We start from the raw sequence: 14,634 nt of genomic DNA on the forward strand, positions 1-14,634 counted from the left end.
CAGCTGACCTAAAAGTCAGGTTATTACCCGAATGCTCGCCGATCTTGCTGCCATCGTGCGCGCCACTACCGCAATCCCCCTTCACCCCGTAGAATGCGCTCCTTTTTTCTTCCGGGGCAGCTTCACCGATGAGCTCACACGAACACAGCCCGGGCGCGGATGCGCCTGCCAACGAACTGGTGCTTGGCCTTGAGGACAAGCCACGGCTGCTTATCGGCCTGCTGGCGGCGCTGCAGCACCTGCTGGCGATCATCGTGCCGATCGTGACCCCGGGCCTGCTGATTTGCCAGGCGTTGGGTGTTTCGGCGCGTGATACCAACCTGATCGTGTCGATGTCGCTGGTCATCTCGGGTATCGCCACCTTCGTGCAGTGCAAGCGGTTTGGGCCGTTTGGCGCGGGCTTGCTGATCGTGCAGGGCACCAGCTTCAACTTCGTCGGCCCACTGATTGCCGGTGGTGCGCTGATGGTCAAGCAGGGCACCCCCGTCGAAAGCGTGATGGCAGCGATTTTCGGCGTGGTGATCGCCGGCTCGTTCGTCGAGATGGGCGTGTCGCGCATCCTGCCCTTCGTCAAGCGTCTGATCACGCCGTTGGTGACGGGCATTGTGGTGCTGATGATCGGCCTGACCCTGATCAAGGTCGGTTTGATCAGCATGGGCGGCGGCTTTGGCGCCATGGCCAATGGCACCTTCGCCAATGGTGAGAACCTGCTGCTGTCGGGCGTGGTGCTGGCAATCATCGTCATCCTGAACCGCATCCCGGTGGTGTGGATGCGCAGCTGCGCCATCGTCATCGCCCTGGCGGTGGGTTACGCCCTGGCGGGTTACCTCGGCCGGCTGGACTTCACCGGCATGCATGAAGCTGCACTGTTCCAGGTACCGACGCCGCTGCACTTTGGCCTCGGTTTCTCGTGGGCGCTTTTCATCCCGATGCTGGTGATCTACCTGGTGACCTCGCTCGAAGCCATCGGCGACGTTACAGCCACCAGCAAGGTCTCGCGCCAACCGGTCGAAGGCCCGGTGTGGATGCAGCGCATCAAGGGCGGCGTGCTGGTCAACGGTGCCAACTCGCTGCTGGCGGGCCTGTTCAACACCTTCCCCAGCTCGATCTTCGCGCAGAACAACGGCGTGATTCAGCTGACCGGCATCGCCAGCCGTCACATCGGTATCTGGATTGCCGTGATGCTAGTGGTACTGGGCTTGTTCCCGAGTGTTGCCGGCGTGATTCAGGCTGTGCCTGAGCCTGTGCTGGGCGGCGCGGCCATGGTCATGTTCGGTGCCGTGGCCGCTTCGGGCATCAACATTCTGGCCAGCACGCGCCTGGACCGCCGTGCACTGCTGATCATCGCCGTGTCGTTGGCGTTGGGCTTGGGCGTGGCTCAGGTTCCGGAGTTCTTGGCGCACATGCCGGCGGCCATTCGTAACGTACTGGAGTCGGGCGTTGCCACCGGTGGTATCTGCGCCCTGGTGCTGAACTGGTTCCTGCCAGAGAGCAAGGAACACACCTGATAGCCCCTCCCCGGCCAACCAGCCCGCGCCCACCCGCGCGGGCTTTTTGCTTTATCATGGCCGCATTCCTTTACACGAGTTGCCCATGAAATTCGCTATCGCGGTTTTTTCCCCGGCCCATGCGCCCTCCTCGCGGCGCGCCTTGCGCTACGCCGAGGCGGTGCTGGCCGGCGGGCATGAGATTGCCCGGTTGTTCTTCTATCAGGACGGTGTTCACAGCGCCTCGGCCAACGTGGTCGCGCCCCAGGACGAACAGGACATCGCCGCCCAGTGGCGCGCTTTTGTCGAGCAGCACCAGCTGGACGCCGTGGTGTGCATCGCCGCTGCCTTGCGCCGCGGCGTGCTCGATGAGACCGAAGCCAGCCGCTACCAGCGCCAAGCGGTGAACCTGCCCAAGCCGTGGGAGCTCTCCGGCCTGGGCCAATTGCATGAAGCGGCACAGCTGGCCGACCGCCTGGTCTGCTTTGGAGGCGACTGAAATGGCCAAATCCCTGTTGATCATCAGCCGCCAGGCGCCCTGGAGCGGCCCGTCTGCCCGCGAAGCGCTGGACATCGCATTGGCCGGCGGCGCTTTCGATCTGCCACTGGGCATGCTGTTCCTCGATGACGGCGTGTTCCAGCTTGCTCCTGATCAGCAACCGGTTGCCGTGCAACAAAAGAATCTGGCCGCCAACCTGCAGGCACTGCCGATGTTCGGTGTGGAGGAGCTGTTCGCTTGCCAGCACAGCCTGGCCCTTCGCGGGCTTGCTGCCGACACCCTGGACCTGCCCGTTGAGGTGCTGGACGACGCGGCCTTGAAGGCACTGGTTGCCCGTTTCGACCAAGTGGTGACGCTCTGATGCCGACTTTGCATGTGATATCCCACTCGCCCTTCGGCGATGATCGCCTGGGCAGTTGCCTGCGCCTGCTCGGCGGCGAAGATGCCTTGCTGCTGTGCGGCGATGCGGTTTATGCCCTGCGTGACGGCAGCGAACCACAGCGCCTGCTGCAGGCGGCAGCGCTGGAGCAACGCCTGTTCGCCCTCGACGAAGACCTGCAGGCGCGCAGCGTCAGCAGCGGGCTGGCAAAGGCCGTGGACTACCCAGCGTTCGTCGCGTTGTCGTTGCACTATGACAAGGTCAACAGCTGGCTATGAACACCTTGACCATAGACAACCAGGCAATCGCCCTGGACAAGGACGGCTTTCTGGTCGACCTGCAAGACTGGTCCCACGCCGTCGCCGAGGCACTGGCCGCGCGCGAAAGCATTGCCCTGACCGCCGAACACTGGGAAGTGCTTGAACTGCTACGCCAGTTCTATGAGGAATTCCAGCTGTCTCCGGCCACGCGCCCGCTGATCAAGTACACAGCGCTAAAGCTGGGCCCTGAAAAGGGCAACAGCCCGCACCTCAACCGCCTGTTCAACGGCACCCCCGCCAAACTTGCCGCCAAGCTGGCGGGCCTGCCCAAGCCGACCAATTGCATATGACAGACGCTCGCCCGCTCACCCTTCAAACCCCGGCCGAACACCCGTTCGCCGAATTCGTGCGCATCCTTGGCAAAGGCAAACGCGGTGCCCGCAGCCTCACCCGTGAGGAAGCCCGAGCCGCCATGGCCCTGCTGCTTGAAGGCAAGGTTGAAGACACTCAGCTCGGTGCCTTCCTCATGTTGCTGCGGCACAAGGAAGAGAGCGCCGAGGAGCTGGCCGGCTTCACCGAGGCCCTGCGCGCCCAACTGCATGCACCACGCATCGCTGTCGACCTGGACTGGCCCAGCTATGCCGGCAAGAAGCGCCACCTGCCCTGGTTCCTGCTGGCCGCCAAATGCCTGGCCGCCAACGGCGTGCGCATCCTGATGCACGGTGGTGGCGCCCACACCGCCGGGCGCATGTACACCGAGCAATTGTTGGCCCTGCTGGACATTGCGCTGTGCCGCGATTGGTCTGCTGTCGAGCAAGCACTGGACCAGCAACGCCTGGCGTTTTTCCCGCTGCACGATTGGGCCCCGCAACTGCAGCGCATGATTGACCTGCGCAACATACTTGGCCTGCGCTCCCCCATCCATTCGCTGGCCCGCGTGCTCAACCCGCTGAGCGCCCGCTGCGGCCTGCAGAGCATCTTCCACCCCGGCTACCAGGCCGTACACCGCGAGGCCAGCCGGCTGCTGGGTGACCATGCGGTGGTCATCAAGGGCGATGGCGGCGAAATCGAAGTCAACCCGGATGTCATCAGCCACCTGTACGGCACCAGCGCAGGTGAAAACTGGGACGAAGAGTGGCCGGCGCTGAGTGAGCGGCGCCATGTAAAACCTGCAAGCCTGCAGCCAGAACAACTGCTGGCGGTTTGGCGTGGCGAGGCTCAGGACAGCTATGGGGAAATGGCCGTGGTGGCGACCATGGCCCTGGCGTTGCGCGGCTTGGGGCAGGAGCGGGAGCAGGCGTTCGCGACCGCACGCGGCTATTGGGGCGCTCGAAACCAATCGAATAACTAGATCATTTTTGCGCAGTCTTTGCGCTATTTATTCGAACGCTTTGCCCTAGACTGGGTTCCAACGACAAACAACTTTGTTCCGAGGAGCTCACCATGGGCCTTTTGATCGACGGTCGCTGGCACGACCAGTGGTACGAAAACGGCAAGGATGGCGCCTTCAAGCGCGAGAACGCCCAGCGCCGCAATCAGTTGCCCGCCCCCGAAGCCGGTCGCTACCACCTGTATGTGTCGCTGGCCTGTCCATGGGCTCACCGCACCCTGATCGTGCGTGCGCTCAAAGGCCTGGAGCCGCTGATCGATGTGTCGGTGGTCAGCTGGCTGATGCAGGAAAACGGCTGGACCTTCGACCAGCAACAGGGCTCCACGGGCGATCACCTCGACGCCCTAGAATTCATGCACCAGCGCTATACCCAAGATGACCCGCACTACACAGGCCGCGTGACCGTGCCCGTATTGTGGGACAAAAAGGAAAAGCGCATCGTCAACAACGAGTCGGCGGAGATCATCCGTATCTTCAACAGCGCCTTCAACGAACTGACAGGCAATACCCTCGACCTGTATCCGCAGCCGCTGCGCCCGACCATCGAAGCGCTCAATGCACGCATCTACCCAGCGGTGAACAATGGTGTTTACCGTGCAGGCTTCGCCACTACGCAAGAAGCCTACGAGGCTGCGTTCGACGAAGTGTTCAACGAGCTGGACTACCTGGAAGCGCTGCTGGACCGCCAACGTTACCTGGCAGGCGAGCACCTGACCGAGGCCGATGTGCGCCTGTTTACCACGCTGGTGCGCTTCGATGCGGTGTATCACGGCCACTTCAAGTGCAACCTGCGCCGGTTGAGCGACTACCCGAACCTGTCAAACTGGCTGCGTGAGCTGTACCAGTGGCCGGGTGTGGCGCCGACGGTGAACATGGAGCACATCCAGAAGCACTATTACATGAGCCACAAGACCATCAACCCGAACGGAATCGTGCCCAAGGGGCCGCTGCAGGACTTCAATCTGCCGCATGATCGGGAGCGGTTGCCAGGCAAAGGGATCTGGGGCTGAGAAAGTTGGGGCTGCGTTGCAGCCCCCGCTATTACTGGTCTTGCTGCGAACCTTCAAACCAGGCCAGCTTTTCGCGCAACTGCACCACTTCCCCGACAATCACCAGGGTTGGCGCGTGCACTTCATGCTCGGCCACCAATGCTGGCAGGTCGGCCAAGGTGCCAGTGAACACCCGCTGATTGCGCGTAGTCCCCTGCTGCACCAACGCCGCAGGCGTGCTCGATGCACGCCCATGGCGAATCAGCTCGGCGCAAATGGTCGGCAACCCTACCAGGCCCATGTAGAACACCAAGGTCTGGTTCGGCGCCACCAGGTCATTCCAAGGCAGGTTGCTGGTACCGTCCTTGAGGTGGCCGGTCACGAAACGCACCGACTGGGCATAATCGCGGTGGGTCAGCGGAATGCCACCATAGGCAGAGCAACCACTGGCCGCGGTAATACCGGGCACCACCTGGAACGGGATGCCATGCTCGGCGAGCTCTTCGATCTCTTCGCCACCACGACCGAAAATGAACGGGTCGCCTCCCTTCAGGCGCAACACGCGCTTACCCTCGCGGGCCAGGTCGACCAGCAGACGGTTGATCTGGTCCTGCGGCACGGCATGCTCGGCGCGGCGTTTGCCGACGTAGATACGTTCGGCATCGCGGCGGCACATTTCAATGATTGCCGGCGCCACCAGGCGGTCATACAACACCACATCGGCCTGCTGCATCAGGCGCAAGGCACGGAAGGTGAGCAAGTCCGGATCACCCGGCCCCGCCCCCACCAGATACACCTCACCACCCTGCTGCACCGGCGCACCGTCGACCATGGCCTGCAACAGCCGCTCGGCCTCGGCACCCTGCCCGGCCAGCTGACGCTCGGCGATCGGGCCCTGGAACACGGTCTCCCAGAAGCCGCGCCGCTGATTGACATCCGGGTACAGCGCCTTGACCTTGTGCCGGAAGCGCGCCGCCAAGGCGGCCAGTTCGCCATAAGTGGACGGGATCCAGGTTTCCAGCTTGGCGCGAATCAGGCGCGCCAGCACCGGGGCGTCACCGCCGCTGGATACCGCAACCACCAGGGGCGAGCGGTCGACAATGGCCGGGAAGATCACCGTGCACAGGGCCGGTGCATCCACCACGTTGACCGGCACGCAAAGCGCCTGCGCATCCGCCGACACCTGGGCATTGAGCCCGGGGTCGTCGGTGGCTGCGATCACCAGGCGGCAGCCGACCAGGTCGGCCGCCTGATAACCACGCACCAGGACCTCACCGCCACCTTCACGGGCCAGCGCAGCCAGTTGGCCGTCGACCTCGGGCGCCACCACCCGCAGCGCGGCGCCAGCATCGGCTAGCAGGCGCGCCTTGCGCAAGGCGATCTCGCCGCCGCCGACGACCAGCACGCGGCCGCCCTGCAGCTTGTGGAACAGCGGCAGGTAATCCATTTAGCGGATGACCTCGACACCGCCCATGTAGGGCTTGAGCACTTCCGGCACACGGATGGAGCCATCGGCCTGCTGGTAGTTTTCCAGCACAGCGACCAGGGTACGGCCTACGGCCAGGCCCGAGCCATTGAGGGTGTGCACCAGCTCCGGCTTGCCGGTTTCCGGGTTGCGCCAGCGGGCCTGCATGCGGCGCGCCTGGAAGTCACCACAGTTGGAGCAGGAGCTGATCTCGCGGTACTTGTCCTGGCTTGGCACCCACACTTCCAGGTCGTAGGTCTTCACGGCGCCGAAGCCCATGTCACCGGTGCATAGGGCCAGTACGCGGTAGGGCAGCTCCAGCAGCTGCAACACGCGCTCGGCGTTGGCGGTGAGGCCTTCCAGGGCTTCCATGGACTTGGACGGCTCGACCACCTGGACCATCTCGACCTTGTCGAACTGGTGCTGGCGGATCATGCCGCGCGTGTCACGGCCCGAAGCGCCAGCCTCACTGCGGAAGCACGGGGTGTGGGCGACCAGCTTGAGCGGCAGCTGCTTGGCGTCGATGATCTCGCCGGCCACCAGGTTGGTCAGCGACACTTCAGCGGTCGGGATCAGGTAGAAGTCGGCTTCGCCTTCGCGGGTGATCTTGAACAGGTCCTCCTCGAATTTCGGCAGCTGGCCGGTGCCCTGCAAGGCCGGAGCCTGGACCAGGTAGGGGGTGTAGTGTTCTTCGTAGCCATGCTCACCGGTGTGCAGGTTGATCATGAACTGCGCCAAGGCACGGTGCAGGCGGGCAATCGGGCCGCGCAGCACGGCAAAGCGGGCGCCCGACAGCTTGGCAGCTGCTTCGAAGTCCAGGCCACCGCTGATCTCGCCCAAGGCGACGTGGTCCTTGATTTCAAAATCGAATGCCCTCGGCGTGCCCCAACGGCGCACTTCGACGTTGTCGTCCTCACTGGCACCGACCGGCACGCTAGCGTCCGGCAGGTTGGGGATGGTCAGGACAATGCCATCCAGTTCGGCCTGGATGCCGTCCAGCTCGACCTTGCCAGCGGCCAGCTCATTGGCCATGCGTTCGACGTCAGCCATCAGCGGCGCGATGTCCTCGCCCTTGGCCTTGGCCTGGCCGATCGATTTGGAGCGGGCGTTACGCTCGGCCTGCAGCTGCTCGGTGCGGGTCTGCACCGCCTTGCGGCGCTCTTCCAGCGATTCGATGCGCGCGACATCCAGGCTGAAGCCACGGGAGGCGAGGCGGTCCGCCACTTCCTGAAGTTGGCCGCGTAACAGTTTGGAATCGAGCATGTCGTTCTCTCGTTATGTGTGTAGGTTGGTTCAGAGTCGGGTCAGGGACAGGCCGGCCCAGGTGGCCAGTAGCCCGCCCATCACGCTAATACCGGTATAGCCCACGGCCAGGGGCGCTTGCCCACTTTCCATCAGGCGCACGGTATCGAGCGAAAAAGAGGAAAACGTCGTCAGCCCACCGATGAAGCCGACGATAAGGCCAAAGCGCAGGAACAGCCCATGGAACAGAGCGCTCACGGCTTTCTCCGTTGACGCGGGCTGCTGCGATCAAGGTCGGCCAGGTGACGCAGTTTCTCGCCGATCTTCAGCTCGAGCCCTCGGGGCACGGGCTGATAATACTGGCGTGGCTCGAGCTGATCGGGGAAGTAATCTTCACCCGCAGCATAGGCATCGGGCTCGTCGTGGGCATAGCGGTACTCCTCGCCGTAGCCGAGCTGCTTCATCAGCTTGGTCGGGGCGTTGCGCAGGTGCAGGGGCACCTCCAGCGAGCCGTGCTCGGCGGCTTCGCGCAGGGCAGTCTTGAAGCCCATGTACACGGCGTTGCTCTTTGGCGCGCAGGCAATATAGGTAATGGCCTGAGCCACCGCCAGCTCGCCCTCAGGGCTGCCCAGACGCTCCTGCACGTCCCAGGCCGCCAGGCACAGGCTCAGGGCCCGGGGGTCGGCGTTGCCGATGTCCTCGCTGGCCATGCGCACCACGCGGCGGGCAATGTACAGCGGGTCGCAGCCGCCATCGAGCATGCGCGCGAACCAGTACAGCGCGGCGTCCGGGTTGGAGCCGCGCACAGACTTGTGCAGGGCGGAAATCTGGTCGTAGAAGGCCTCGCCGCCTTTGTCAAAGCGCCGGCGGCTGTCACCGAGCAGGCTCTGCAGCAGGTCTACGCCAATCTCGCCGCCATCTTCGGCCAGGTCCGAGGCGTTTTCGAGGAAGTTGAGCATGCGCCGGCCATCACCATCGGCGGCGGCCATGAGCATCTTGAAGGCGTCGTCGCCCACGCTCAGGTTGCGCTTGCCCAGGCCGCGCTCTTCGTTGAGTGCGCGGTCGACCAGCTTGCGCAAGGCAGGCTCGTCCAGGCTCTTGAGCACATACACCCGTGCCCGCGAGAGCAAGGCATTGTTCAGTTCGAAGGACGGGTTCTCGGTGGTGGCGCCGATGAAGATCAGCGTGCCGTCTTCGACAAAGGGCAGGAAGGCGTCCTGCTGGGACTTGTTGAAGCGGTGCACCTCATCGACGAACAGGATGGTCCGGCGGCCATACTGGCCGGCCTGCTGCTTGGCCACCTCGACGGCCTGGCGGATTTCCTTGACCCCCGCCAGTACCGCAGAAACCGTCTCGAAGTGCGCATCGCAAAACTGTGCCAGAAGCCGTGCGAGCGTGGTCTTGCCCACGCCCGGCGGCCCCCAGAAGATCATCGAGTGCAGCGCACCCTGCTCCAGCGCCTCACGCAGCGGTTTGCCACGCGCCAGCAGGTGCTCCTGGCCGACATACTCGTCCAGGTTGGACGGGCGTAGCCTGGCAGCCAGGGGCTGGGCAACGGGTTCGCTTCGAAACAGGTCCATGGTGCGCTCTGCTTACTCCTTGATGACGTCCGCGCCTTTCGGGATGTCGAACTTGAAGGTGCTGTCCGGCACCGCCTGGTTGGCCTTGACGCCATTGAACAGGATGTTGGTGCGCTGGCCGACGCTGTCGATCAGCTGCATGTCGTTGATCAGGCCACGGCGGAACGACACGCGCAGCGAATCGAACAGGGTGTCCTTGGTCGTTGGCTTGAGGGTGAAGTCCATCACTTCGCCCTGCTCCTTGGAGGTGATGTCAAAGCTCTGACTGATCTTCGACACGTCACCGGACAGCAGCAGCGCCGGGGTCTGGTTCAGGCGCACATCGAGCTTCTTGATGGTGGCCTGCTCCAGGTCAGGGTCCCACAGGGTGACGTTCTTGCCGTCGGACACCACCACCTGCTCCTGGGGAGCATCGGTGTGCCAGTAGAACAGGCCCGGGCGCTTGACCGTCATCTTGCCGGTTGTCTCCTGCAGGCTGGTGCCGCCGGCATCCAGGGTCAGTTGGGAGAAATTGGCCTCGATGGTCTGCGACTTTTCCAGCAACTGGGTCAGGCGCTGCACGTCCTGCTCACCAGCGTGAGCCGACAGTGTGGCCGATAGCGAACCCAGGGTCAGGGCAGAAACCAACAGCATGCGAATCGCGCGCATGTTAATCCTCATTGAGCATTTAAGAAGCCGGGCGCCACCGTCGGCGCCCGGCAAGGTGTTCATCAGTCGCGCGGGCCGCCCGGGGCAATCACTTCCCGCGAGCCGTTGCTGTTCATGGGGGTGACCACGCCGGCCATTTCCATCGCCTCGATCATGCGCGCAGCGCGGTTGTAGCCGATCTTGAGCTTGCGCTGCACGGCCGAAATCGACGCCCGACGGCTTTCGAGGACGAATTGCACCGCCTCATCATACAGCGCGTCGCTTTCCGAATCCTCGTCGCCGCCACCGCCACCACCGCCTTCGAAGCCGCTGCCGGCCTCCTCGACGCCGTTGAGGATGTCGTCGTTGTAGTCCGGGGCGCCACGCAGCTTCCAGGCTTCCACCACGCGGTGCACTTCATCGTCGGAGACGAATGCGCCGTGTACCCGGATCGGCAGGCTGGTACCTGGCGGCATGTAGAGCATGTCACCGTGGCCGAGCAACTGCTCGGCGCCACCTTGGTCGATGATGGTGCGCGAGTCGATCTTGCTCGACACCTGGAACGCCATGCGGGTCGGGATGTTGGCCTTGATCAGGCCAGTGATCACGTCCACCGATGGGCGCTGGGTGGCGAGGATCAGGTGAATACCGGCGGCCCGCGCCTTCTGGGCGATACGGGCGATCAGCTCTTCGACCTTCTTGCCGACGATCATCATCATGTCGGCGAATTCGTCGACCACCACCACGATGGTCGGCAGGGTCTTCAGGGCCGGCGGCTCGTCTTCCATGCTCTCGCGGCGGAACAGCGGATCGTGGATGATCTCGCCAGCCTCCTGGGCATCCTTGATCTTGCGGTTGAAGCCGGCCAGGTTACGCACGCCCATGGCCGCCATCAGTTTGTAACGCCGCTCCATCTCGGCCACGCTCCAGCGCAGCGCGTTGGCGGCGTCCTTCATGTCGGTGACCACCGGGCACAGCAGGTGCGGGATGCCTTCGTAGATCGACAGCTCGAGCATCTTTGGGTCGATCATGATCAGGCGCGCGTCTTCAGGGCCGGACTTGAACAGGATCGACAGGATCATCGCGTTCACACCCACCGACTTACCGGAGCCGGTGGTACCGGCCACCAGCAGGTGTGGCATCTTGGCCAGGTCGGTGATGACCGGCTTGCCGCCGATGTCATGACCCAGGGCCAGGGTGACGGGCGACTTCTGCTCGTCGTACTGCGGCGTCGACAGCACCTCGGAGAAGCGCACCATTTGCCGGTTTTCGTTGGGGATCTCGATACCCACGGTGGTCTTGCCGGGGATGACCTCGACCACCCGCACACTGGTCACGGCCAGCGACCGTGCAAGGTCCTTGGCCAGGTTGGCGATGCGGCTGACCTTGACCCCGGCCGCAGGCTGGATTTCGTAGCGGGTAATGACCGGGCCCGGGTGGATGGAGTCCACCGAGACTTCGACGCCGAATTCCTTGAGTTTGATTTCCAGCAACTGACCGACGCCGGCCAGTGATTCTGGCGAATACTCGATCTTCTTCTGCTCGGCCGGGTCGAGGATGGAGATGGACGGCAAGGTACCTTCCACGGCGCTGTCGACGAACAGCGGCGCCTGCTTTTCCTTCATCACCCGCTTGCTCGGCTCCACTGCCTTGGCCGGCGCTGCCGGCGGCATGATCACAGGGGCAATCGAGGGTTCACGAGGGACAACAGTCTCGCGCGGGGCAATGGGTTCGCGCTGGGCTACGACAGGGCGCGCGGGCGGCTCATCGCGCTCACCGATGCGCTCGCGCAGTTGCGCCTTGGCCGGTTCGCGTTTCTCGGCAGCCGCCGGCGCCGCGTCGAACCTTGGTTCGTCCACCTCGCGCAGCTGCGCCTCCAGGCGTTTGCGCTCGTTGCGCGCCTCCCACCAGCGATTGGCCGCGCCTTGCACGAGCTCGAACAGGTCGAGGGTGATCTTGCCGGTCATGTCCATCACCTTGAACCACGAGAGGTCGGTGAACACGGTCAGGCCGAACAGGAACAGGGCGATGAACATCAGCGTGCTGCCCTGCACGTTGAGCAGGTTGCGCGCCAGGTCGCCGAGGCTTTCGCCCAAGGCACCACCGGCGGAGAACGGCAGGCTCGCCGGGGGGTGGAAATGGATATGCGCCAGAGCGGCACCCGACAGCACCAGGAACACCAGGCCGATGAGGCGCCAGGAGAACAACCAGCCGCTCCACTGCCAGGGTTGATGGCGCTCGCGGAAGATCTGCCAGGTTTTGATGGCCAGCAGTAAAGGGAAGATGTAGGCGAAGTAGCCCAGCACCATGAACATGATGTCGGCGAAGTACGCACCGGCACGCCCGGCAGCGTTCTGCACCTGGTCGACGTTGCTGGTGTGGCTGAAGCCTGGGTCGGAGGTATCGTAGGTCAGCAGCGCCATCCACAAGTACAGGCACAGGGCGCCGACAGCGATCAACGCACCTTCCTTGAGGCGGTAATGCAGCTGCTGCCGCCACAGGGGCACAGGCAGAGGAGCTGGAGTTGCGGTGGATTTCTTCAAAACGCGTCTATTCCTGCGCGTGCTGCGCGTCCAGTAGTGATTGGCCGATAACGGGCCAATGAACCACTACTTTTAACATTACTGCCCGCCGGCCGCCATGGCGGCACGCCCTATGGCGTTTGGGTGGGGGCGACTTTCGTATAGGTGCAATTTGAGCATGCATTTTCTTTTGTGACAAAGGCTTATGCTGTGTTTTTGCACAGGTGTGACAGCAAATGTGCCAGATGGTGCCTGCAACCTCACGATTGTGTAGGAAATTGCCGACCATATCGCCTGACTGAACGCACACGCAGGCAGGCCTGGCCCCACATGGGCCAGCATTGACCCAAAGCGCCCTCCTTGCCATGCTGCCCCTCCCCTCCCCCACCGCACGATAGACCATGCTCACCTGGCTGACTCGCGACTCGCTGACCTTCCCACCCCTGGAAAAGGCCCTGCAGGATCCTAACGGCTTGCTCGCCGCTGGTGGCGACCTCAGCCCCGAGCGCCTGGTGCAGGCCTATCGCCATGGCTGCTTCCCGTGGTACCAGGACGGCCAACCCATCCTCTGGTGGTCGCCCGACCCTCGCACCGTTCTGTTCCCGGACGAGCTGCATGTCTCGCGCTCGCTGGCCAAGCTGTTGCGCCAGGGGCGCTATCAGGTCAGCTTCGACAGCGACTTCCCCGCCGTGATCGACGCCTGCGCGGCACCGCGTGACTACGCGGATGGCACCTGGATCACCGACACCATGCGCAACGCCTACTGCGAGCTGCACCGGCGCGGTATCGCCCATTCGGTGGAGGTGCGCCACAACGGCGAACTGGTGGGCGGCCTGTACGGCCTGGCCATGGGGCGGTTGTTTTTCGGCGAGTCGATGTTCAGCCGCGCCGACAATGCTTCCAAGGTCGGCTTCGTGACCCTGGTCAAGCACCTGCAAGAGGCGGGCTTTGTGCTGATCGACTGCCAGATGCCGACCGAACACCTGCATAGCCTGGGCGCCCGCGCCATCAGCCGCGCCAGCTTCGCCGATTACCTAGCCCACCACCTCGACCAGCCCAACAGTGCCAGCTGGCGCAGCTAGGCGAGTTCCGAGAGCTGGCTTACACTTAAAGCAAAGTCTCACCGAAGGGGTCGACCATGACAGAGTTGGCGCGGTTGAAGTTCTATGCCACTCAGCCCCACTCCTGCAGCTATCTGCCGAACGAGCAGGCGACCACCCTGTTCCTCGACCCCAGCCAGCCGATGGACGTGCATGTGTATGCCGACCTTTCGGAGATGGGCTTTCGGCGCAGTGGCGACCACCTGTACCGCCCACATTGCCAGAACTGCAATGCCTGCGTTCCAGCCCGCATTCCGGCCGCACGCTTCATCCCCAACCGCCAGCAGCGGCGCATCCTCAAGCGCAATGCCGACCTCACCGTGACGGCTGCCCGGCCGGCGTTCAAGGAAGAATATTTCGACCTGTACCGGCGCTACATCGAAACCCGCCATGCCGATGGCGACATGTACCCGCCAAGCCGCGATCAGTTTTCCACCTTTCTGGTGCGCGACTTGCCGTTCTGCTGGTTCTACGAATTCCGCCTGGCAGGCCGCCTGCTGGCGGTGGCGGTGTGCGACCTGCTGCCCAACGGGCTGTCAGCGGTGTACACGTTCTACGAGCCCGACGAAGAACGGCGCAGCCTGGGGCGCTTTGCCATCCTTTGGCAAATCACCGAAGCCCTGCGCCAGGACCTCGAAGCGGTATACCTCGGCTACTGGATCAAGAACTGCAAGAAGATGAACTACAAGACCCAGTATCGCCCGATCGAACTGCTGATCAACCAGCGTTGGGTCACCCTCAACTGAAAGCATTGGCTTGACACACTATTTTCCGGCATAATCCACGCCACTTTTTTGCCCGGTGCGGTTATGCGTCGGGCCAACACTGGACACCGAGGGCTCAACTGCATGTCGAAAGAAGACAGCTTCGAAATGGAAGGTACTGTCGTCGACACCCTGCCCAACACCATGTTCCGCGTGGAGTTGGAAAACGGGCACGTCGTAACCGCGCACATCTCCGGAAAGATGCGCAAGAACTACATCCGTATTCTCACTGGCGACAAGGTCCGCGTCGAGCTGACGCCTTATGACCTGAGCAAGGGCCGCATCACCTACCGTGCGCGCTAAGCTCCAGCCATGAAAAAGCCCGGCCAT

Annotated in this window: 15 protein-coding genes and 1 pseudogene; 10 read left to right on the forward strand and 6 right to left on the reverse strand. The window is 63.4% G+C overall.

Annotation, left to right across the window (positions count from 1 at the left end; translation table 11 throughout):
* Nucleotides 1–128: 128 nt before the first annotated feature.
* The 7 genes from JOE27_RS07330 to JOE27_RS07360 all read left to right on the forward strand — a co-directional run bounded on the left by JOE27_RS07330 (nt 129) and on the right by JOE27_RS07360 (nt 5,025).
* Entirely contained in the window at nt 129–1,508 is a 1,380-nt protein-coding gene (locus JOE27_RS07330; RefSeq protein ID WP_174142239.1) for a uracil-xanthine permease family protein, read from the forward strand.
* A gap of 85 nt (nt 1,509–1,593) precedes the next feature.
* Nucleotides 1,594–1,986 carry a sulfurtransferase complex subunit TusD gene (tusD, locus tag JOE27_RS07335; RefSeq protein ID WP_174142240.1) on the forward strand — a complete coding sequence of 131 codons (393 nt, stop codon included), beginning with the start codon at nt 1,594–1,596 and terminating at the stop codon, nt 1,984–1,986.
* A 1-nt stretch (nt 1,987) separates the two neighbouring features.
* Nucleotides 1,988–2,347, forward strand: coding sequence for a sulfurtransferase complex subunit TusC (gene tusC / locus JOE27_RS07340; RefSeq protein ID WP_204918422.1), 360 nt, complete (start codon nt 1,988–1,990; stop codon nt 2,345–2,347).
* Nucleotides 2,347–2,643 (forward strand): sulfurtransferase complex subunit TusB, encoded by a 297-nt coding sequence (gene tusB / locus JOE27_RS07345; protein WP_204918424.1) that lies wholly within the window; start codon nt 2,347–2,349, stop codon nt 2,641–2,643. Before tusC ends, tusB begins: the two co-directional genes overlap by 1 nt.
* Complete coding sequence (locus tag JOE27_RS07350) at nt 2,640–2,975, forward strand: TusE/DsrC/DsvC family sulfur relay protein (protein ID WP_119687451.1); 336 nt, start codon at nt 2,640–2,642, stop codon at nt 2,973–2,975. The genes tusB and JOE27_RS07350 overlap by 4 nt, the downstream gene beginning before the upstream one ends.
* The gene (locus tag JOE27_RS07355; protein WP_204918427.1) at nt 2,972–3,976 is read left to right on the forward strand and encodes a glycosyl transferase family protein; all 1,005 of its coding nucleotides are present in this window, start codon (nt 2,972–2,974) and stop codon (nt 3,974–3,976) included. The genes JOE27_RS07350 and JOE27_RS07355 overlap by 4 nt, the downstream gene beginning before the upstream one ends.
* A 92-nt stretch (nt 3,977–4,068) precedes the next feature.
* Nucleotides 4,069–5,025 carry a glutathione S-transferase family protein gene (locus JOE27_RS07360; RefSeq protein ID WP_046788258.1) on the forward strand — a complete coding sequence of 319 codons (957 nt, stop codon included), beginning with the start codon at nt 4,069–4,071 and terminating at the stop codon, nt 5,023–5,025.
* A 31-nt stretch (nt 5,026–5,056) separates the two neighbouring features.
* Here JOE27_RS07360 and cysG read toward each other — a convergent pair whose 3' ends face one another.
* The 6 genes and pseudogenes from cysG to JOE27_RS07390 all read right to left on the reverse strand — a co-directional run bounded on the left by cysG (nt 5,057) and on the right by JOE27_RS07390 (nt 12,461).
* On the reverse strand, nt 5,057–6,451 hold the full coding sequence (cysG, locus tag JOE27_RS07365; RefSeq protein WP_115274337.1) for a siroheme synthase CysG: 1,395 nt from the start codon (nt 6,449–6,451) through the stop codon (nt 5,057–5,059).
* Nucleotides 6,452–7,732 (reverse strand): serine--tRNA ligase, encoded by a 1,281-nt coding sequence (gene serS, locus JOE27_RS07370; protein ID WP_046788260.1) that lies wholly within the window; start codon nt 7,730–7,732, stop codon nt 6,452–6,454. It lies immediately after the preceding gene.
* Nucleotides 7,733–7,762: 30 nt separating this feature from the next.
* A pseudogene (locus tag JOE27_RS07375) lies at nt 7,763–7,933 on the reverse strand (CrcB family protein); the annotation flags it as partial.
* A gap of 32 nt (nt 7,934–7,965) precedes the next feature.
* A complete protein-coding gene (locus JOE27_RS07380) occupies nt 7,966–9,291 on the reverse strand; it encodes a replication-associated recombination protein A (protein ID WP_115274336.1) in 1,326 nt (441 codons plus the stop codon).
* A 12-nt stretch (nt 9,292–9,303) separates the two neighbouring features.
* Entirely contained in the window at nt 9,304–9,939 is a 636-nt protein-coding gene (gene lolA, locus JOE27_RS07385) for an outer membrane lipoprotein chaperone LolA (RefSeq protein WP_012315247.1), read from the reverse strand.
* A 62-nt stretch (nt 9,940–10,001) separates the two neighbouring features.
* The gene (locus tag JOE27_RS07390; RefSeq protein ID WP_174142243.1) at nt 10,002–12,461 is read right to left on the reverse strand and encodes a DNA translocase FtsK; all 2,460 of its coding nucleotides are present in this window, start codon (nt 12,459–12,461) and stop codon (nt 10,002–10,004) included.
* 380 nt (nt 12,462–12,841) lie between these two features.
* Between JOE27_RS07390 and aat the strand changes: the two genes are divergently transcribed.
* The 3 genes from aat (at nt 12,842) to infA (ending at nt 14,607) form a co-directional block, all read left to right on the forward strand.
* Nucleotides 12,842–13,522 carry a leucyl/phenylalanyl-tRNA--protein transferase gene (aat, locus tag JOE27_RS07395; RefSeq protein ID WP_125923910.1) on the forward strand — a complete coding sequence of 227 codons (681 nt, stop codon included), beginning with the start codon at nt 12,842–12,844 and terminating at the stop codon, nt 13,520–13,522.
* Nucleotides 13,523–13,578: 56 nt separating this feature from the next.
* Nucleotides 13,579–14,286 (forward strand): arginyltransferase, encoded by a 708-nt coding sequence (locus tag JOE27_RS07400; protein ID WP_046788264.1) that lies wholly within the window; start codon nt 13,579–13,581, stop codon nt 14,284–14,286.
* Nucleotides 14,287–14,388: 102 nt separating this feature from the next.
* Complete coding sequence (gene infA / locus JOE27_RS07405) at nt 14,389–14,607, forward strand: translation initiation factor IF-1 (protein ID WP_002553999.1); 219 nt, start codon at nt 14,389–14,391, stop codon at nt 14,605–14,607.
* The last annotated feature ends 27 nt before the right edge of the window (nt 14,608–14,634 follow it).

The sequence above is a fragment of the Pseudomonas sp. M5 genome (genome assembly GCF_016907075.1).
GTDB lineage: Bacteria > Pseudomonadota > Gammaproteobacteria > Pseudomonadales > Pseudomonadaceae > Aquipseudomonas > Aquipseudomonas putida_E.